The 17,905-nt window shown below is 70.9% G+C and carries 16 protein-coding genes; 8 read left to right on the top strand and 8 right to left on the bottom strand.

Annotated features, from left to right (window positions below):
* The first annotated feature begins 188 nt into the window (after positions 1 to 188).
* Positions 189 to 1,412: an aminotransferase class I/II-fold pyridoxal phosphate-dependent enzyme gene (locus JOF44_RS11085; protein ID WP_209891002.1), complete on the top strand. Its 1,224-nt coding sequence runs from the start codon at positions 189 to 191 to the stop codon at positions 1,410 to 1,412.
* 96 nt (positions 1,413 to 1,508) lie between these two features.
* On the opposite strand, the gene JOF44_RS11090 is transcribed toward JOF44_RS11085, so the two are convergent.
* On the bottom strand, positions 1,509 to 3,716 hold the full coding sequence (locus tag JOF44_RS11090) for a 3-hydroxyacyl-CoA dehydrogenase NAD-binding domain-containing protein (RefSeq protein ID WP_209891005.1): 2,208 nt from the start codon (positions 3,714 to 3,716) through the stop codon (positions 1,509 to 1,511).
* A gap of 357 nt (positions 3,717 to 4,073) precedes the next feature.
* Between JOF44_RS11090 and JOF44_RS11095 the strand changes: the two genes are divergently transcribed.
* A complete protein-coding gene (locus tag JOF44_RS11095; RefSeq protein ID WP_209886296.1) occupies positions 4,074 to 5,444 on the top strand; it encodes an IS1380 family transposase in 1,371 nt (456 codons plus the stop codon).
* A gap of 149 nt (positions 5,445 to 5,593) precedes the next feature.
* On the opposite strand, the gene JOF44_RS11100 is transcribed toward JOF44_RS11095, so the two are convergent.
* Both JOF44_RS11100 and JOF44_RS11105 read right to left on the bottom strand, forming a co-directional pair.
* On the bottom strand, positions 5,594 to 6,286 hold the full coding sequence (locus tag JOF44_RS11100; protein ID WP_209891008.1) for a hypothetical protein: 693 nt from the start codon (positions 6,284 to 6,286) through the stop codon (positions 5,594 to 5,596).
* Between the two features lie 143 nt (positions 6,287 to 6,429).
* Positions 6,430 to 7,323, bottom strand: coding sequence for a hypothetical protein (locus tag JOF44_RS11105; RefSeq protein WP_209891011.1), 894 nt, complete (start codon positions 7,321 to 7,323; stop codon positions 6,430 to 6,432).
* Positions 7,324 to 7,398: 75 nt separating this feature from the next.
* On the opposite strand from JOF44_RS11105, the gene JOF44_RS11110 reads away from it, so the two are divergent.
* From JOF44_RS11110 to JOF44_RS11135, 6 genes are all read left to right on the top strand, one after another.
* Positions 7,399 to 7,779, top strand: a complete 381-nt coding sequence (locus JOF44_RS11110) for an ArsR/SmtB family transcription factor (RefSeq protein WP_209891014.1) — start codon at positions 7,399 to 7,401, stop codon at positions 7,777 to 7,779.
* A 2-nt stretch (positions 7,780 to 7,781) separates the two neighbouring features.
* Positions 7,782 to 8,264: an SRPBCC family protein gene (locus JOF44_RS11115; protein WP_209891017.1), complete on the top strand. Its 483-nt coding sequence runs from the start codon at positions 7,782 to 7,784 to the stop codon at positions 8,262 to 8,264.
* A 92-nt stretch (positions 8,265 to 8,356) separates the two neighbouring features.
* Positions 8,357 to 8,803 carry a hypothetical protein gene (locus tag JOF44_RS11120; RefSeq protein ID WP_209891020.1) on the top strand — a complete coding sequence of 149 codons (447 nt, stop codon included), beginning with the start codon at positions 8,357 to 8,359 and terminating at the stop codon, positions 8,801 to 8,803.
* A 158-nt stretch (positions 8,804 to 8,961) separates the two neighbouring features.
* Positions 8,962 to 9,741: a GNAT family N-acetyltransferase gene (locus JOF44_RS11125; protein WP_209891030.1), complete on the top strand. Its 780-nt coding sequence runs from the start codon at positions 8,962 to 8,964 to the stop codon at positions 9,739 to 9,741.
* Positions 9,742 to 9,769: 28 nt separating this feature from the next.
* Entirely contained in the window at positions 9,770 to 10,885 is a 1,116-nt protein-coding gene (locus JOF44_RS11130; protein WP_209891033.1) for a PLP-dependent cysteine synthase family protein, read from the top strand.
* Positions 10,886 to 11,000: 115 nt separating this feature from the next.
* The gene (locus tag JOF44_RS11135) at positions 11,001 to 11,903 is read left to right on the top strand and encodes a hypothetical protein (protein ID WP_209891036.1); all 903 of its coding nucleotides are present in this window, start codon (positions 11,001 to 11,003) and stop codon (positions 11,901 to 11,903) included.
* Between the two features lie 91 nt (positions 11,904 to 11,994).
* Here JOF44_RS11135 and JOF44_RS11140 read toward each other — a convergent pair whose 3' ends face one another.
* The 5 genes from JOF44_RS11140 to JOF44_RS11160 form a co-directional block, all read right to left on the bottom strand.
* Complete coding sequence (locus JOF44_RS11140) at positions 11,995 to 13,308, bottom strand: glycoside hydrolase family 32 protein (protein WP_209891039.1); 1,314 nt, start codon at positions 13,306 to 13,308, stop codon at positions 11,995 to 11,997.
* 62 nt (positions 13,309 to 13,370) lie between these two features.
* Positions 13,371 to 14,192, bottom strand: a complete 822-nt coding sequence (locus tag JOF44_RS11145) for a carbohydrate ABC transporter permease (RefSeq protein WP_209891042.1) — start codon at positions 14,190 to 14,192, stop codon at positions 13,371 to 13,373.
* Between the two features lie 52 nt (positions 14,193 to 14,244).
* On the bottom strand, positions 14,245 to 15,126 hold the full coding sequence (locus JOF44_RS11150; RefSeq protein ID WP_209891045.1) for a carbohydrate ABC transporter permease: 882 nt from the start codon (positions 15,124 to 15,126) through the stop codon (positions 14,245 to 14,247).
* Complete coding sequence (locus JOF44_RS11155; protein WP_209891047.1) at positions 15,123 to 16,508, bottom strand: extracellular solute-binding protein; 1,386 nt, start codon at positions 16,506 to 16,508, stop codon at positions 15,123 to 15,125. The genes JOF44_RS11150 and JOF44_RS11155 overlap by 4 nt, the downstream gene beginning before the upstream one ends.
* A gap of 230 nt (positions 16,509 to 16,738) precedes the next feature.
* Entirely contained in the window at positions 16,739 to 17,797 is a 1,059-nt protein-coding gene (locus tag JOF44_RS11160; protein ID WP_209891050.1) for a LacI family DNA-binding transcriptional regulator, read from the bottom strand.
* Positions 17,798 to 17,905 lie beyond the last annotated feature (108 nt).

Here is a 17,905-nt window from a genome sequence, read left to right on the forward strand (position 1 = left end):
GAACCCGTCGGTGAGCCCGCAGCTGGACCCGGTGAGCCCGCAGCTGGGTCGGCCGACGGGGTGACCCCGCCGTCGGATCCGAGTCCGGCCACCGCCGACCCCACGGGGCGAACCCCGTAGGGGCCGGGCACCGAGCCCTCCCCCTGAACGCCCCTCCGTCGTAGCCGGGTCTCTGAGAGACTCGGGGCATGGACACCACCGGCCCCTGGATGCGCGCCTCGCAGGCTGCCGGCCTGCTCGTCGACGGGGAGGCCCGTCCCACCGTGTTCGCCCAGATGTCCGCGAAGGCCGTCGCGACCGGGGCGCTGAATCTGGGCCAGGGGTTCCCGGACGACGACCCGCCCGCCGTGGTGGCCGACGCCGCGATCGCGGCGATCCGCGCCGGCCGCAACCAGTACCCGCCCGGTCCGGGGGAGATCGAGCTGCGCGAGGCGGTCGCCCGCCACCAGTCCCAGTGGTACGGCCTGCACTGGGACCCCGCGACCGAGGTGCTGGCGACCACGGGCGCCACCGAGGCGCTCGCGGCGACGATCCTGGCCCTGGTCGAACCGGGCGACGAGGTCATCACCCTCGAGCCCTTCTACGACCAGTACGCCGCGATCATCGCCCTCGCCGGCGGCGTGCACCGCACGGTCCCGCTGCGCTCGCGCACCGAGGAGGCCGGCGATCTCGTGCTCGACGTCGCCGAGGAGGACCTGCGCGCCGCCTTCACCGACCGCACCCGGTTGGTGCTGGTCAACACCCCGCACAACCCCACCGGCCTGATGCTGTGGGTGGGCGCGATGCAGGCGATCGTCGAGGAGGCGATCGCCCACGACGCCCTGATCGTCACCGACGAGGTCTACGAGCACCTCACCTTCGGGCCCGCGCATCTGCCGATCGCGACGCTGCCCGGCGCCCAGGACCGCACGGTCTCGATCTCCTCGGCCGGCAAGACCTTCTCGGTGACCGGGTGGAAGATCGGTTGGGTCACGGCGCGGCCGGAGCTGGTCACCGCGATCCTCGGGGCGAAGCAGTGGTTGACCTACTCCTCGGGGGCGCCGTTCCAGCCCGCCGTGGCGGCCGGGCTCGCGATGCCGCCGGCGGCTTTCCACGATCTCGCGCAGGACCTGCGCGAACGCCGCGACCTGCTGCTGGACGGGCTGCGCTCGATCGGGTTCCGCGTCAGCGTGCCGGAGGCCGGGTACTTCGTGGTGGCCGACGCCGCGGCGCTCGGGGAGCCCGACGCCGCCGCGCTGTGCGAGCGCCTGCCTGCGGAGGCCGGCGTGGTCGGCATCCCGCTGTCCGCGTTCTACCGCGACGGGCAGGCCGGGGAGGCCTCCTCGTACCTGCGCCTCGCCTTCTGCAAGGACCGCCCGACGATCGAGCGGGCCCTCGAGCGGCTGGAGGCCTGGGCGGCTCCACGCCGCTGACCCGCGCACGACGATCGGGCGCGGCCTCCGATCGGACCAGGAGGCTCCGCCGCCGGTGCCGGCACCCCTCGACGCACCGACGACGGTCTCCCCGGCTCACCTCGCCGTGGTGAACAGCTCCCCGTGGAAGCTGCGATCGGCCGTCTTCTGCGTCGCCCCGGAGGCATCGAGGTACGGGGTGACCCCGCCGCGATGCCGCGGGAAGCCGGCACCGAGGATCAGCGCCAGGTCGATCTGCTCGGGCCGCTCGACGACACCGTTGTCGAGCATCAGCGCGATCTCCTCGGCGAGACCGTCGCGGACCCGCTCGAGCAGGGCGTCCCCGACCAGGGCCTGTCCGGCACCCTGCGCGGCATCGGCGCCGAAGGTCTCGGCGACCGTCGGGGAGACCGGCGGGTGCACGGCCGTCTTGCTGTGCTCGGTGAAGCGGGCCTGCTTCTCCGCCATGGCGTGCAGCCCCGGCGAGGCGTGGAAGCGGTCGCCGAGCTCCTCGGCGAGCACCGCCCCGACGTGGTCGGCGACCCCCAGTCCCACGAGGTCCAGCAGGGTGAAGGGACGCATCGGCATCCCGAGGGCGTCCAGGGAGGCGTCGACCTCGGCCGGGTCCGCTCCCGCATCCAGGGAGGCGAGCACGGCGCCGAGCACGCGGAACAGCAGGCGATTGACGATGAACCCGGGCGCGTCGGCGCTGCGCACCCCGAACTTGCGCAGGCGGCGCACCACCTCGAGGCCGGTGGCGAGGGTCGGCTCGTCGGTCGCCTCGGTATGGATCACCTCGACCAGCGGCATCTTGGCGACCGGGTTGAAGAAGTGCAGGCCGACGACCCTCTCCGGGTGGGCGAGATCCTCGCTCATCGCCGTCACCGACAGCGAGGACGTGTTCGTCACCAGCAGCGCGGCGGGATCGAGCACGCTCTCGAGCTCGGCGAAGACGGACTGCTTGATCGCCAGCACCTCGGGGACGGCCTCGAGCACGAGGTCGCAGCCGGCGAGCTCCTGCAGGTCGGTGGTCGCCGAGAGGTTGCCGGCGACCTGGGTCGCGGTGTCCTCGTCGATCCGGCCGCGGGAAGCGGTCGTGGCGATGACGTCGCGTGCGGCGGCCAGGCCCTTGGCGGCGATCGACTCGTCGAGGTCGCGCATGACAACCGGGACCCGGAGGCCCAGCGCGAGCTGCGCGGCGATCTGCGAGGCCATCAGTCCGGCGCCGGCCACGCCGACGCGGCGGATCTCCCGCGCCCCCTCGACGGGACGACGGCCGGGCTTGCCGCGGCGCAGCAGCTCCGCGGAGTACATCGAGGCCGCCGCGGCGTCGGAGCGGACCAGCTCTCCGAGCGCCTCGGCCTCGCGCTGGAGCGCCTCGGGCAGGGTGGAGCCGGGCAGGTTCTGCAGCAGTCCGAGCGCACGGCCGACGGCCGGGGCCCCCTGCCCCTCGAGGCGGGCGGCCCAGGTGCGGCGGGTCTCGGCGCTGCCGTGCGAGGCATCGAGCGCATCCAGCAGCGCCTCGGCCTCCGGGGTGTCGACCCCGGGCAGCGGGGCGGTGCGCCCTCCCCAGGCACCGGGGACGGCGGAGGTGGGATCGGCGGCGGCCTCGGCGACCGTCGGATCGACCACGTCGGTGTCGGCCTCGTCGACATCGACGTGCGCGGCGACGAGGGCGGCGAACTCGTCGAGCGCCTCGTCCAGGTCGGCGGCGATCTCGTCGACCAGCCCGTCCTCGAACGCCTCATCGGCGGTCAGCTGCTTGTCGCGCGCGGGGTCCTCGAGGATCATCCGCACGGCCGTGTCGGGGCCGACGACGGATTGCAGCAGGGTGGTGCCGCCCCAGCCGGGCAGGATGCCGAGGCTCGTCTCGGGCACGCCGATGCCCTTCACGTCGGGCGCGGCGGTGCGGACGTCGGCCATCAGCGCGACCTCGAGGCCGCCGCCGAGCGCGGCGCCGTTGAGGTGGGCGAGCACCGGGACGGGACTGGTGCGCACACGGACCTGCAGGTCATGCGCGGCCTGGGTCATGCCCTCGACGTTCTGGACCGCGGCCGGGTCGGCGAACATCGACAGGTCAGCACCGGCGAGGAACACACGCCCGGTTCCGGTCAGGGCGATCGCCTGGATCTCGCCCGCCTCGGCACGGTCGAGCGCGGCGGCCAGGGCGCCGGTGACCGCGTCGATGGAGCGGGGACCGAGGGTCGCGGGGCGCTTCTCCTCCCCCTCCGGCGGGGCGCAGGTCAGCACGGCCACCGTGCCCAACCCGGGATGCGCGCGATCCTCGGTGAGGACTCGGGTGACGTGCTCGGTGTAGCTGCTCATCAGTGACCTTTCGCGATCTCGTCGTCGAGGGCAGGCGGTTCCCCGCACGGTTGTCTGATACCGCGGGTTTCAGGTAGATCATGCCTCAGAGCGACCTCCGGTGTCCACCGCGGTCGGCGTCGCTGCGGCACGTCCGTCCGGTCGACCTCGACGGCGCCTCGGCTCGGCCCGTCGCGACACGGGACGACACGGGACGACACGCCTCGGACAGAGGCGTCGCTCCTCGGGCGGAGGCACCGCCCCTCAGCCTGGATCCGCCGGTCGGGTAGGCGGGTCGTGACAGCCAAATGCTCCTGTGGCCAGCGATAATGGGACTGTTCGAAGGTTCCATGACGCTGAGCAACAGGAGCACTGGTAGTGCGAGTATCCCATGATTTCTCTGCCGAGTTCGATGATGACAATCTGGTTGGTCGGGCGGGGCTGGTGCCGGTGATGGCGCTCGCGGAGTCGGCGGGCCTGCCGGGCCTGGTCGCCGAGCACGTCACGGTGCCGGGCAGCATCGGTTCCAACGCCGATGTGAAGGTCCCCTCCCTGGTCGCGGGAATGCTCGCTGGCGCCGACAGCATCTCGGACATGGACGTTCTGCGTCATGGCGGGATGGGCCGGGCGTTTACCGCGCGGCGGGCACCCACGACGCTGGGCACCCACCTGCGCGGATACACCTTCGGGCACGTGCGCCAGCTCGACGCAGTCGCCTCCAGGGTCCTGACCGGGCTGGCGGCCCGGGTGCCGGGCCTGTTGAGCGGTGGCGACCGGGTCGCGTTCGTCGATATCGATGACACGATCCGGGCCACCCACGGCTACGCGAAGCAGGGCGCCGGCTACGGCTACAGCGGGGTGAAGGGTTTGAACGCCCAGGTCGCGACCCTCTCCACGCTGCAGGCCGTGCCGGTGATCGCCGGGATCCGGCTGCGTCGGGGCGCGGCGGCCTCGGCCCACGGCACCGCGGCGATGATCGGCAGCGCGTTGGCCACTGCGAAGCGCGCCGGCGTCTCCGGGATGGTGACCGTGCGTGCGGATTCGGCCTACTTCCAGCACGCCACGGTGGCCGCGGCCCGCCGGGGCGGGGCCCACTTCTCGCTCACCGCGAGGATGAACCCGTCCGTGGTCGGGGCGATCTCTCGCATCCCCGAGGACGCATGGACGCCGATCAAGTATCCGCAGGCGATCTGGGAGGAGGCCGAGCAGCGGTGGATCTCCGATGCCGAGGTCGCCGAGGTCGAGTACACCGCGTTCACCTCCCGCAAGCAGGCCGAGCACGTCACGGCCCGGTTGATCGTGCGTCGCGTGAAACGCCTGAACCCACGCCACGGGCACAGTGAGCAGGGCGGGCTGCTGGATGCGTATCGCCACCACGCGGTGTTCACCGACTCACCGCTTTCGATGCTGGCCGCGGAGGCCTCCCACCGAGACCACGCGATCGTCGAGCAGGTCATCGCCGACCTCAAGGGCGGGCCGCTGGCTCACTGCCCCTCCGGGGTGTTCACCGCCAACAGTGCCTGGACCGTGCTGGCCGCGATCGCGTTCAACCTCGCCCGCGCTGCCGGGGTGCTGGCCTCGAGCTTCCATGCCCGCGCCCGCTGGCAGACCCTGGTCGATCATCTGATCGCGGTGCCCGCCCGGATCGCGAACCGCGCCCGCTCCTGGCGACTGCACCTACCGCGGAACTGGCCCTGGCACACGGCCTGGGAGAACCTCTTCGACACCACCCGGGTGATGATGACCTGACCAGCAGCGATCTGTCCCTACGAGAAGGAACCGAAGTGGAAATGCCGGGCAGACCGGCAGCACCCGCACGCCCTCACGCCGGCATCAGGGTCACTGCTCGACCGCAACCATCGAAAAGCACCCCGGAAACCCGATCGGCGCATCGAGGCTCAGGCGGCGTCGATCCAGACGCCCTCGTCGGCCCCGTGCGTGTAGTCCGGGAGGACGACGAAGTGCCCGCCCTCGGTCACGCCCTGGGGGACCTCGAACACGAACGCCTCCCGGAAGCTCTCGCCGTCGGAGACCGAGGTGGGGAGCTCCGCATCGAGCTCCGTGAGGAGGTAGGCCCGGAAGTGCTGCTCGCCGTCGGCGTCGACGTACTGGAGGCCGATCCAGTCGAAGGGCGTGAGCTCGCCGTCCCCGCGGTAGGTCGCCTCCGCAGTGACCATGATGTATTTCGATCCGGACTCCGGCTCCCCGTTGAACTCGGAGAAGGCGACGAGCTCATCCGTGGCGTCCCAGTCGACCTCGACCAGGGCCATCTCGGCCGTTCCCGGGAACTTGTCCGGCGCGACGAACGGGAAGGTCGTGCGCAGCGGGAGGGAGGCGCTCCGTCCGACCGGGGCCGTCTCCACCGCCGTCGTGGTCGGACCGCCGGAATCGGACGTCCGGCTGCCCGGGGGATCGGTCGGCTCGTCGGTGACCGCCCGCACGCCGAAGAAGCCCCCGACGCCGAGGATCAGTCCGAGGATCACCGAGGCGCAGCCGACCGTCAGGTACAACGGCGAGCGCGAGCCCGATCCGGACCGCATCCGGGTGGGATCATCGGAGCCGAGCGGCTCTGTGCGTGGCGTGTGGTTCATGGTGGCCCCTGGCGCGCTGCGTCGCGCTCCCCCTTCTCAGCGTGGCAGGCATCGGCCGCGCAGGCGGGCGGCCACCGTCACGCTAGCGCACTCGCCGCCCCGCCCGGTCGGCGGCACGAGGCCGGACACGATGGGGACGCGGGTCAGCGGGTGGCGTAGTAGAGCGCCTCACCGCTGTAGGTCTCCACACCGAGCCGAAGGCCCTCCAGGTCCGCTTCGGGCACCACGAACACGCTGTGGAACTCGGCGCTCTCGCCGCCCTCCAGGGGCGGCACCTCGCGCATCGGGTCGGGGACCAGCCCCGGGGCGATGTCCCGGACGTAGGCGCGGTCGGTCTCCCCGGTCAGCCACAGCTCCTCGACGGGGGCGAGCTGGCCGGGCCCGTCGTAGCTGACCTCGTAGGTGACGGCGACCAGTCGGTAGCCGTCCTGGACGACGTCGGTCCCGTCGGCCCCGGGCAGGGTGGCGTCCAGGTCGACCTCGAGGCCGCGCACGCTGATCGTGCCGTCGGTCCAGGCGCGCCAGCTGAAGGCGTGCTCGCCGATCAGCGCCGGATCCTCGTAGGCACCGGTCCCGTCGCGCAGCTCGGTGCCGTCGGCGTCGGTGACCACGCCGGGCCGGCTCTGCTGCTGCCCACTGCCCTCCGAGGGGGTCGACGCGGCCGACGGGGGCGGCGGAGCCCCCGCGGGCGCAGGGTCCTCCTCAGTCAGGTGCAGCACGCCGGAGACCATCAGGGAGACGGCGGCGATCAGTGCGATCACCAGCAGGGCGACGATCACGACGAGGGACCAGGCAGGCAGCCTGCGCGAGGTCTGCTCGGCCTCCTCCTCGGCGGGGTACTCGAAGCGGGGCGCGCCGAAGCCAGCCCCGTCGGACACGCCGACGCCCGCCGAACCGGAGTCCCCGAGGGTGGGCGCGCCGCCCTCGTCGGACCAGGGATCCCGGCGGCGATCGGGCAGCTCGAGGGCCTCCGGCTCCGACGGGCCGGAGGTGTCCTCCCAGTCGTAGCCGGGCGACCTCCCCCGCTGCTGCGCCACACCCCGAGCATAGAGCTCCCGAGCACCCGGCAGCACCTCTTGCCATTCACAACCGTATGGTTGTAGGTTTGCGCCATGCATCGGATCGACGACGACCGGGCGGACGCCTGGTTCCACGCCCTCTCGGACCGCACGCGCCGCGACATCCTGCGGCGGGTGCTGACGGGAGAGCAGTCGGTCTCCGCCCTGGCCAGGAACTACTCGATGAGCCTGACCGCGGTGCAGAAGCACGTCGCGGTGCTCGAGGGTGCCGGCCTGATCACACGGCGTCGTCGCGGACGGGAGACCCTGGCCCGCGGCGACGCCGAGACCCTCCGCTCCGCCTCCGAGCTCCTGACCGAACTGGAAGCGATCCAGCGCGAGCACATCGCCCGCATCGATGAGCTCCTGGCCGCCGAGACCGACCCCGGGTCGGCCGGCCCGACCCCGACCGACCCACCCCACCGGAAGGACTGACCATGCCCGTCACCGACATCCGCCACGACCTCGAAGGCCCGAGCCTCACCATCACCGCCGAGTTCGCCGCGCCCGTGCAGCGGATCTGGGACATCTACGCGGACCCGCGCCAGCTGGAGAAGGTGTGGGGGCCGAAGGAGTTCCCGGCCACGGTGGTCGATCACGACCTCCGCCCCGGCGGCCGCGTCACGTACTACATGACCGGGCCGGAGGGCGAGCAGTTCCCCGGGTACTGGAAGGTGCTCGAGGTCGACGAACCCCGCTCCTTCACCTATGAGGACGGCTTCGCGCACGAGGACTTCACTCCGAACTCGGAGCTGCCCGTCTCGACCTGCGTCAGCACCTTCGAGGCCACCGACACCGGGACCCGCGCGACCTACGTGACCTCCTACGCCGACCGGGAGGCCCTGCAGACCGTGCTGGACATGGGCGTGGAGGAGGGCTCGCGCTCGGCGATCGACCAGATCGACGAGCTGGTCGCCTGACGCATCCTCACCGCATCCGCTCGGCGCTGCCTGCTCGTGACAGCCGGCGCCGAGCGGCTCTACGGTGGGGCGAGGACGACCAGGAGGCGAGCATGCAGGCATCCGACCTGGACAGAGGAGCGCGCCGCGCCGCGCGGGCCACCGAGCGCATCCCGCTGTCGCTGCATCTGGTCGCGAGCGCGCTGGCCGCGCTCGGGGCGCTCGCGATGCTCGATGCCCTCCCGCTGCCTTCCGACCTCGACACAGGGATCGGGGCGCTGCTGATCGCCGCCGCCACGCTCCTCGTCGCCGGGGCGGTCCGGCATCACGGACGGACCGGGCTGCGTGCGCTGTCGTTCGACCTGCCCTCGGCGGCGATGCTGGGGCTCGTGATCGTCTGGTCGCTGATGGTGCTGCTCGTCCCCGACGACTCCCCGATCGCGCTTCGTGCGCTGGTGGGGCTGGGCTTCGGCGTCGTCTTCCTCCTCGTGCTGCGCTGGGAGGATCGGGGGCTCGTCCGCCAGGTGTCGCGGGAGCGCTCGCTGCGACCCCATGTCTGAGGGCTGTGAGATCCGACGGAGCAGACGGAGCAGACGGAGCAGACGGCGGATATGTCACGCCCGATGACATGACCCTTCATCGTCGGCGGGGCGAGGAGTAACGTGCCATCCTTCCCCGCCGATCCCGTCGGACGACTCTCCGTGATCCAGGAGCACGCATGGACCTGCAGGACACCCCTTCTGCCGAGCCGCTGCACGTCAGCGCCCGGGAGGCGGATCTCCCGCCCGACGACGGCGACCCGACCGAGCCGTCCGGGGGCCTCGACCCCGCGCTCGACAATCCCGCCTGGTCCTCGCTGACCGGACACCACGCCGGTCTCGCGATCGGCAATGAGCTGGTGCGGCGCTTCCCCGAGGACGTCTCGCCGTTCGTGGGCATCCGGGACTGGGATCATCCGGACGTGTGGGACGCGATCCTCGAGGTCTTCGGGCACGGGGCGTCGGTGGGTGTCTCCCACGCCGATCCGCTGCTGCCCGAGGGCTGGGCTCCGGTGTTCTCCATCCCCGGCGTCCAGCTCGTCCAGACCGAGCGCGTCCGGGCGCGGCCCGACGAGGAGGCGATCGAGCTCGGCGCGGCGGACGTGGAGGACATGCTCGCCCTCACCGAGCGCAGCAGGCCAGGGCCGTTCCTGCCCCGCACCCACGTGCTGGGACGGTACGTGGGGATCCGGCGCGCCGGGCGGCTGATCGCGATGGCCGGCGAGCGCCTGCACCCCGCGGGCTGGACCGAGATCAGCGCCGTCGCGGTCGATGAGGACCATCGCCGCCAGGGCCTCGCCTCCCGCCTCGTGCTCGACGTGGCCTTCGGCATCCAGCAGCGCGGAGACCGGGCCCTGCTGCACGCCTCAGCCACCAACACCTCGGCGATCGCCGGGTACGAGAAGCTGGGCTTCGCGCTGCGGCGCCGGCTGACCTTCGGGGCTGTGCGGACGCCCTGAGGCCACCGACACCCGGTACCGTCACCCCATGGACGATGACGCGACGCTGCTGGCGCAGCTGACGGACGTGGACCGCAGCGACGACTCCCTGCGGGCCTGGGTCGCCGAACGGATCCACCGGCTGGAGGCCGACGACCGCCGCTCCGCCGACACGCACCTGGTCTCCCTCGACCTGCCCGCCGCGTGGGACATCCAGCTGTATCTCAAGGACGAGTCCACCCATGCCTCCGGCAGCCTGAAGCATCGCCTGGCCCGCTCCCTGTTCCTGTTCGCCCTGGTCAACGGGTGGCTGCGGCCCGGGATGCCGGTGATCGAAGCGTCCTCGGGCTCGACGGCGGTCAGCGAGGCCCATATGGCGCGGATCCTGGAGATCCCGTTCATCGCGGTGATCCCGCGCGGCACCAGCTCCCGCAAGATCACGCTGATCGAAGCGGCGGGCGGGCGCTGCCACACCGTCGACCGCGCCGAGCACATGAGCGCCGAGGCGCAGCGCCTGGCCGACGAGCTGGGTGGGCTCTTCCTCGACCAGTTCTCCTACGCCGAGCGCGCCACGGACTGGCGGGGCAACAACTCCATCGCCGTGAGCACCTTCGGCCAGCTGGAGCTGGAGCCGCATCCGATCCCGCGCTGGATCGTCGTCGGCGCCGGCACCGGGGGCACCAGCGCGACCTTCGGCCGCTACCTGCGCTACCGTCGCCTGCCCACCGGGCTGTGCGTCGCCGATGTGGAGAACTCCGCCTTCTTCGACGGCTGGGTGCAGAGAGACCCCACCGTCACCACCGACGCGGGCTCACGGATCGAGGGCATCGGCCGCCCGCGGGTGGAGCCGAGCTTCGTGCCCGGCGTCGTGGACCGCATGATCCGGGTGCCGGATGCGGCCTCTGTCGCGGCGGCCCGGTATCTCTCCGAACGGATCGGCCGACGGGTCGGTGCCTCCACCGGCACGAACCTGGTGGCGGTGGCGCGGCTTGTCACGCAGATGCGCGAGCGTGGTGAGACCGGCTCGGTGCTGACCCTGCTGTGCGATCCGGGCGATCGCTACACGGACACCTACTTCGACGACGCCTGGGTCGCGGCCCAGGGCTGGGATCTCGATCCCTGGCGAGCCGAGCTGGAGGCCCGGCTGCCGCTGGGGAGCCTCTGAGCGGCCCGTGCCCGTTCTCGCCCTCCGGATGGGCACCTCTCCCCATCGCCCCGCGCGCCGGCGTTCCCTACGCTGATCACACTCGGCTCGGGGGAGCCGTGTCGAGGAGGGGACCATGACACGCACACGCCGGATGCCACGCGCACGCAGCACCGCAGCGGGCGCACTGCTCGCTGCGCTCGCCCTGACCCTGGGGGCCTGCTCCCTGCTGCCCGGACGGGGAGCCCCGGACCTCGCCGCGAGCGACGTCATCACCCTCCACATCACCAGCGCGGGCATGTTCGGGTACTTCGGCGGGGCCACCACCGAGATCGACGCCGACACGATCAGCATGCGCTACCGGCTGCCCAACGATGCGGTGATCTACGATCTCACCGAAGAGCTCGAGGCCGGAGACCGCGAGCGCATCGAGGAAGCCGCCGAGAAGTACGTGGCCTGGGAGAAGACGCTCTCCGAGAAGGAGCGGACCCCCTGCACGGACATCCCGTCCACCGGCGTGGAGATCTCCGGGTCGGTCACCCACGACTCCTCCGTCCAGGACTGCGGCGACGACACTCCCCTGCGTGATCTGCGCCAGCGCGTGGACGACGCCGAGCCGGAGCCGGCGGAGCACCTCGCCCACCCCCTGGACGACTGGACGATCGAGATCCGCCCGTGGGCCGAGGACGGCCCGGACGAGTCGGCGCCCGTCGAGCGCTATGTCCTGACGAAGGCGCAGCACGAGATCGGCATGGGGATCAGCGCCGAGAACACCCCGGACGGATGGGGCGCCGGTCTCGCGCCCGGGGACGACGAGGACGGGGACGGGACGGGCAGCGCGCCGCTGGGCTGGGACGCCACCGGTGCCGTGCTGACCGAGATCAACGACTACCTCCTCGGCCGGGACCAGCTCGGATGCGGGGACCAGACCGGCGAGATCCGGGTGATCAAACAGGGCGACCCGTCGCAGACGTGGACGTATCGCCTGTGCCCCGGCCAGCAGTCGGAGGTGCTCGCCGAGACGCTGCGGAGTCTGTGAGGCTGCCCGACGGGTGCTGGCCGGGCGCCGTCCCTGCCGCCACAGGCCGCCGTCGGCGGATGCTGTCAGCGCCTCCCGTCGACCGGGGCCGTCAGGTCCTCCCGTCGGGCCGCACCAGCAGCCAGGCCTCCTCGACCTCGCCGCGCACCCGCACCGTGTCCCCGACCTCCGGGTAGAGGCGCCTCGTGTGCGGGGTCGCATCGTCCGGGATCAGCTCCAGCAGACTGCCGTCCAGGAACACGGTGGCCGGGCCGTCGTCGACCGCGAGCACCTCGGTGGTCGCCGCGGAGCCGACGATTTCGACCCGCACGGCCCCGCGGACACGGACCTCGGCGCGTGCCGGGACCGGAAGATCCAACGGCTCCCCGTCCGTGATCTCGAGACGGCCCCCGCGCAGCGCCCTCAGCTCGTCCGGGACCCGCGCGAGCAGCAGATCCCCGTCGAGACGCAGCTCGCGGGGGAACGTGAGCGTCCCGGACCAGCCCTGCGCGTCGATCTGCTCCTGGGTGCGTTCGAGCCCTTCCCAGGCCCAGCCCCACAGCAGCACCCGGTCGACGTCGACGGCGGCCTGCGGGGCGTAGAAGTCAGGACCGAGATCGACCTGGCCACCCGTCGACGGAACGAACTGCGCGATGCCGTCGGCACCCGACACCAGGTCACCCACCAGGTAGTTCACCTGGATCGTCGAGCGCTCTGCGCGGTCGGGATGCCGCCACAGCGACAGCAGCAGCACCCAGCGCCCGTCGATCTCCACCAGCTGCGGGCATTCCCAGAGGTCGGCGGGGGCATGCTCGGCGGCGACCGGATCATCGCCGCGCAGCAGCGGGCCGACGTACTCCCAGTGCTCGAGGTCGTCGCAGGCGTACAGCAGGATCGCAGGCACGTACTCATCGTCCTCGCGGATCCCGGCGCCCTGGATCGCCCAGCGCCGGCCGCCGAGGGTGAGGACGAAGGGGTCGCGCACGCCGATCAACCCGGGGATCGGAGGGATGTCCGCCGCGACGACGCCCGGTTCGACCAGGTCGGTCGCGGACTCGTCCAGACGGGCGACGAGCACGCGGGCGAGCTGGTTGTCCACCCCGTCGACCCCGGAGTAGATCAGGGTCGGCACGCCCGAAGGATCTCCAGCACGGTCGATCAGGCCGACACCGCTCCAACAGCCGTCCTGATCGGCTTCGCCGGGGCGGGGGCTCGGCCCCAGCGGCTCCTCGTGCCAGCTGACCAGGTCCGAGGAGGACATGTGCCCCCAGCGGATGTTCTCGTGGCGTGCGGAGTCCGGGTTGTACTGGAAGAACACATGCCACCGCCCGTCATCGGTGCGCAGGATCCCGTTGGGGTCGTTGAGCCAGCCGCGCGGGTGGACGCGGTGCAGGGAGGGGAAATGAGGGTCGGCGGTCTCGGCCATCGGGCGGGTCTCCTGCTCGGGATGGTGGTGGGGTCAGCGGCGTGCGGTGCAGGCCGGGTCGGTCACTTGGAGGTGCCTGCGGTGAGGCCTTCTCGCAGGTAGCGCTGCCCGAACAGGAACACGACGACCGCAGGGATCATGGAGAGGATCACGCCGGCCAGCACGATCGAGATCGAGCCCGTGCCGAGATTCCCCTGGAGGGTCACTAGTCCGAGCGGGAGCGTGTAGTTCTGCTCGGAGATCATGAAGATCAGCGGGCGGAAGAACTCGTTCCAGTGGTAATTGAAGGCAAGGACGCCGACGATGGCCATGCCCGGCAGCGCCAGGGGCGCGTATATCGAGAAGAAGGTGCGCCACGGGCTGGCACCGTCGATCGCCGCGGCCTCTCCCAGCTCTAGCGGCAGGCCCAGGAAGTACTGGCGCATGAGGAAGGTGCCGAACGCAGTGGGGATCGCCGGGACGATCAGGGCCAGCAGGGTGTCGGACAGTCCGATGCCGCGAATGATCATGAACACCGGGACGATCGTGACCTGTACGGGCACCATCATCGTCGACAGCACGATCGCGAACAGCGCGTCCTTGCCGCGGAACGACATGCGGGCGAAGACGTAGCCGGCCATCGCGGCGGTGACCATCTGCCCGACGGCGATGATCCCGGTCACCAGAGCGCTGTTGAGCACCAGCAGCGGCACCTTGATCTGCTCGAACACGGCGACGTAGTTCGAGAAGTCCGGGGACGTGGGGAAGAAGCTCGGCGGAAGGCTGAAGGATTCGGCCGCAGGCCTCAGGGAGGTGGTGAAGGTCCACCACACCGGGCCGAGGGTCAGCACTGCGGCGACGGTCAGGGCAGCATACTTGGCGAGGGCGGGCAGGTGGCGGGTCATCGGCGGTCCTTCCGGACGGTCTCAGGGGCGCTCGCGGCAGCGGGAGCGCCCCTCACTGGTAGAAGACGAAGCGGCGGGACAAGCGGAACTGCAACGCGGTGACGAGCATGATCAGAATCATGAGGATCAGGCCGATGGCGCTGGCCCGTCCGAACTCGAGCTGGCGGAACGCGCTCTCGTAGATGACCATCACGACGGTGCGGGTGGCATCGCCGGGCCCGCCGCGGGTGAGCACGTAGGGCTGGTCGAAGATCTGCAGCGCGGTGATGATGCCCATCACCGAGGCGACCAGCACGGTGGGACTGACCAGCGGCAGGGTAAGGCGCTGAAACTTCTTCCAGCCGGTGGCGCCGTCGATCGCGCCCGCCTCATAGATCTCCGTGGGAATCGCCCCGAGCCCGCCGATGAACAGCAGGAACGAGAATCCGAAGTTCTGCCAGACGTACACGGCGATCACAACGACCATCGCCCATTGCGGACTGGTCAGCCAGGGCACCGCCGGGATGCCCACCAGGGACAGCGCCCAGTTGATGACGCCGTAGCTCTCGTTGAACAGGTAGCGCATCAGGATCGAGACGCTCGCGGCGGACAGCACCAGCGGGAAGAAGAACGTCGAGCGGAAGAAGATCCGTAGCCAGGACGGCATTCGTCCGTGCACCAGCACGGCCAGCAGCATCGCGATGATGAGCTGCGCGGTGACCGCGAAGATCACGAACACTGCGGTGTTGAGGAAGGAGACCCCGACCCGGGGATCGGTGGCGATGTCCGTGAAGTTCGCCAGGCCCACGAACTGCGGGGCGGTGATGATGTCCCAGCGGAAGAAGGCCAGCACCAGAGAACCGATGATGGGCAGGAGGACGAAGATGCCCACCCCGAGCATGGTGGGGGCGAGGAACAGCCAGCGGAGGGTGACGCTGCGACGGTCGGAAGTCATGAGCGGTCCTCCTCGGCGAAGACGGCACGGAGGTCCCGGTCCAGGGTGTCGAGCGAACGGGCCACCTGGTCAGGATCACCGGACAGGGCGGTGGAGACGTTGCGGATCAGCGCCGTCTCCACGGCGGCCTGCTGGGGCGGGGCGGGGATGGGGCCGCTGGTCGGGAAGCGGTCGAGGGTGTCGTAGAACCGTCGCCAGTGCTCGGGCCCGTCGGTGTAGAAGGCATCGGTGGCCATCGAGCGACGGGTCGGAGTGGTGGCGGGCGTGGGGAAGGCCAGTTCCATCGCGCGCTTGTTGGCGGTGAATTTGATCCACTCCCAGGCTTGGTCGGCCTTCTTCGTGGTCTTCATGACCGCGTAGCCGGCGCCACCGAACTGGTGGCGCTGAGTGCGCCATTTCGGGAAGAACTGCACGTCGTACTGATCGGGCTCCATACCGCCCTCGGCGAGGCCCTGGACCCAGTAACCGCCGGCAGGGGTGGTGCCGATGCGCCCGGAGGCGAACAGTCCGACGAGCGTGTTGCCACCGCCCTGTTCGGGTCGGACGGCGAGGTCCTGCACCACCAGCTGGCGCAGGTACTCGAACGTCTCGTGCACCCGCTCGTCGGTGGCGTTGGATCCGGTCCAGAGGTAGCCGCCCGAGCGTTCTTCGCCGGGATAGAAGGTGGACCAGAAGTCCTGGCCGCCCTCGGCGCGCTCTTCGACGAGGAAGCTGGTGTCATGGATATAGAGCCAGGGGACGACACCGCCGAAGAGACGGTTCGTCCAGTAGTACGGGGTGGCGTCGCCGTGCATGCCCCGCAGCAGCTCCGTGAAGTCATCACGCGTCCAGTCCTCCCCCGGCATCTCGAGGCCGTTGCGGTCGATGACATCGAGGTTGAGGTACATGTTCGCGGCGTTGAAATCCAGGGGGAGCTGGAAGACGCTGCCGCGGTACATGAATGCTTCGATGAGGCTGGGATGTACGTCGTCGAAGTAGTCATAGAGCTGGCTGGCGTCGCGGGCGATGTAGTCGTCCAGGGGCAGCGCGAGACGTTCGGCGAAGAGCTGGGCGCCTTCGGTGGCGGTGTAGACGACGTCCGGCTGAGTACCGGAGGCAACCATCGTGAGGATCTTGGCGAAGAAGTCACCCCAGTCCGTGGCCTGCACGGACTGGATGAGCACGGGGATGTCCGGGTGCTCCTCCATGAACGCGTCAGCGATGACCTGCCGACCGGCGGCGTCCTGGGAGGTGCCGAGGATGAGGATGGTCAGGGCGTCCTCGCCCCGGCCAGGGATGTCGGTGCCGGTCAGGCGGGGCCAGGCGGCGGCGGTGCCTGCCACGGTGGCGACCCCGGCGGCGCCGAGGAGTGCTCTGCGGGTGATGTTCGAAGGGCTGGCCATACGGTCCTCTTCATTGAGAGTCGGGACAGGCGGAAGATCGGGACGCCGACCTCGCAGCACGACAGTTACACACGTGTCGAAGCGAGGCCGAAGCCAGTATGCCGACGTGGTTGCACACGTGTCAAGGCAAGGTGGTGGAGGTGCATCGGCTCCGGCCGATGGGGCCGCCTCGTCCGAGGGCGGCGCTGCTCAGGGACTCTTCTGAGGGTGTTCGCGGCCCGCGATGTCGGTCAGAGCGGAGGCGCACTCGCCACGGACTGCCGTTCGACCAGCGGGCATTCGATGATGACCGGGGACGCCTCGAGGTCGCCCCCGCCGCTGAGGGGACCTCTCAGCAGGGCGAGCAGGCTCGTCATCGCGCGCTCCCCCATCTCCTCATGCGGCAGCGCAATGGTGGTCAGCGGCGGTGTGAGGCGCTCGGCGAAGAAGTCCTCGTCGTCGAAGCCGATCACCGACAGGTCTCGCGGCACCTCGACACCCGCAGCGGCTGCGGCGTGCAGGGCGCCGCCTGCCACTCGGTCGCGGATGCAGAACAGTCCTGTGGGCGGCTCGGTCTGCGCGAGGAGCTGCGCGGTGGCGCGGTAGCCGTCGTCCAGCTGCCAGCCGGCGGCGATGATACGGGGCTCGATGCCGTACTCCGCGAGCTCGTCGCGGAAGCCCGCCTCGCGGGCGCGTCCGGCTTCGGAGCTCTCGTCGTCCGAGAGCATCGCGATCCGCCGGTGCCCGGTCTCGGCGAAGCGCCGGGCGGCACGACGGGCACCCCCGTAGTCGTCGGGCAGGAAGGTCGTCAATCCGGCGGCGGCCGCGTCGTCGGCATCGTCGATCTCGCAGTTCAGCAGCACGAGCGGCATCCCCGGCGGGACCTTCGGGACGGGGACTCGGATGCGGCCCATGGTCGCGTATATCAGCCCGTCGACCTGGCGCTCGGCGAGCAGCCGGGCGGCGTCGTCCACCGTGTTCTCCCGCAGCGAGAGATCCATAGTGATGACCAGGTAGTTCTCGCGGGCGGCGGCCATCGAGGCGGCACGGGCCATCCGGCCGGCGAAGGGCGAGGTGGCGATCTCGTCGGTGATCAGTCCGATCGTGCGAGTGCGCCGCTCCTTGAGGGAGATGGCCAGCGCAGAGCGGGTGTATCCGAGCTCCGCGGCCGCCTCGAGCACGCGCTGCTGGTTGGCTTCGGAGACGGTGCCCTGGGTGCGTCCGTTCAGCACCATGGACACGGTCGCGCGGGACACCCCGGCGCGCATCGCGACATCAGCGGACGTGGGGCGGCGGTGCGGTGAGATCACGACCACAGCGTAGGCGGGAGCCGATCCGACTAGCGCGCAGCGCCCGAGGAAGCGACGTGATCCGCGAGTGATCTGCGCGGCGACCGCGCCACGACCGATCCCGCCTAT

The organism is Brachybacterium fresconis (assembly GCF_017876515.1).
In the GTDB taxonomy this organism is placed as follows: domain Bacteria; phylum Actinomycetota; class Actinomycetes; order Actinomycetales; family Dermabacteraceae; genus Brachybacterium; species Brachybacterium fresconis.

What these genes read in the sequence shown, in the direction of transcription:
- JOF44_RS11155 (WP_209891047.1), bottom strand. Translation starts at nt 16,508, where the DNA reads ATGGCCAGCCCTTCGAACATCACCCGCAGAGCACTCCTCGGCGCCGCC.
- JOF44_RS11115 (WP_209891017.1), top strand. Translation starts at nt 7,782, where the DNA reads ATGCCCGTCACCGACATCCGCCACGACCTCGAAGGCCCGAGCCTCACC.
- JOF44_RS11145 (WP_209891042.1), bottom strand. Translation starts at nt 14,192, where the DNA reads ATGACCCGCCACCTGCCCGCCCTCGCCAAGTATGCTGCCCTGACCGTC.
- JOF44_RS11150 (WP_209891045.1), bottom strand. Translation starts at nt 15,126, where the DNA reads ATGACTTCCGACCGTCGCAGCGTCACCCTCCGCTGGCTGTTCCTCGCC.
- JOF44_RS11085 (WP_209891002.1), top strand. Translation starts at nt 189, where the DNA reads ATGGACACCACCGGCCCCTGGATGCGCGCCTCGCAGGCTGCCGGCCTG.
- JOF44_RS11110 (WP_209891014.1), top strand. Translation starts at nt 7,399, where the DNA reads ATGCATCGGATCGACGACGACCGGGCGGACGCCTGGTTCCACGCCCTC.
- JOF44_RS11090 (WP_209891005.1), bottom strand. Translation starts at nt 3,716, where the DNA reads ATGAGCAGCTACACCGAGCACGTCACCCGAGTCCTCACCGAGGATCGC.
- JOF44_RS11135 (WP_209891036.1), top strand. Translation starts at nt 11,001, where the DNA reads ATGACACGCACACGCCGGATGCCACGCGCACGCAGCACCGCAGCGGGC.
- JOF44_RS11140 (WP_209891039.1), bottom strand. Translation starts at nt 13,308, where the DNA reads ATGGCCGAGACCGCCGACCCTCATTTCCCCTCCCTGCACCGCGTCCAC.
- JOF44_RS11100 (WP_209891008.1), bottom strand. Translation starts at nt 6,286, where the DNA reads ATGAACCACACGCCACGCACAGAGCCGCTCGGCTCCGATGATCCCACC.
- JOF44_RS11130 (WP_209891033.1), top strand. Translation starts at nt 9,770, where the DNA reads ATGGACGATGACGCGACGCTGCTGGCGCAGCTGACGGACGTGGACCGC.
- JOF44_RS11120 (WP_209891020.1), top strand. Translation starts at nt 8,357, where the DNA reads ATGCAGGCATCCGACCTGGACAGAGGAGCGCGCCGCGCCGCGCGGGCC.
- JOF44_RS11125 (WP_209891030.1), top strand. Translation starts at nt 8,962, where the DNA reads ATGGACCTGCAGGACACCCCTTCTGCCGAGCCGCTGCACGTCAGCGCC.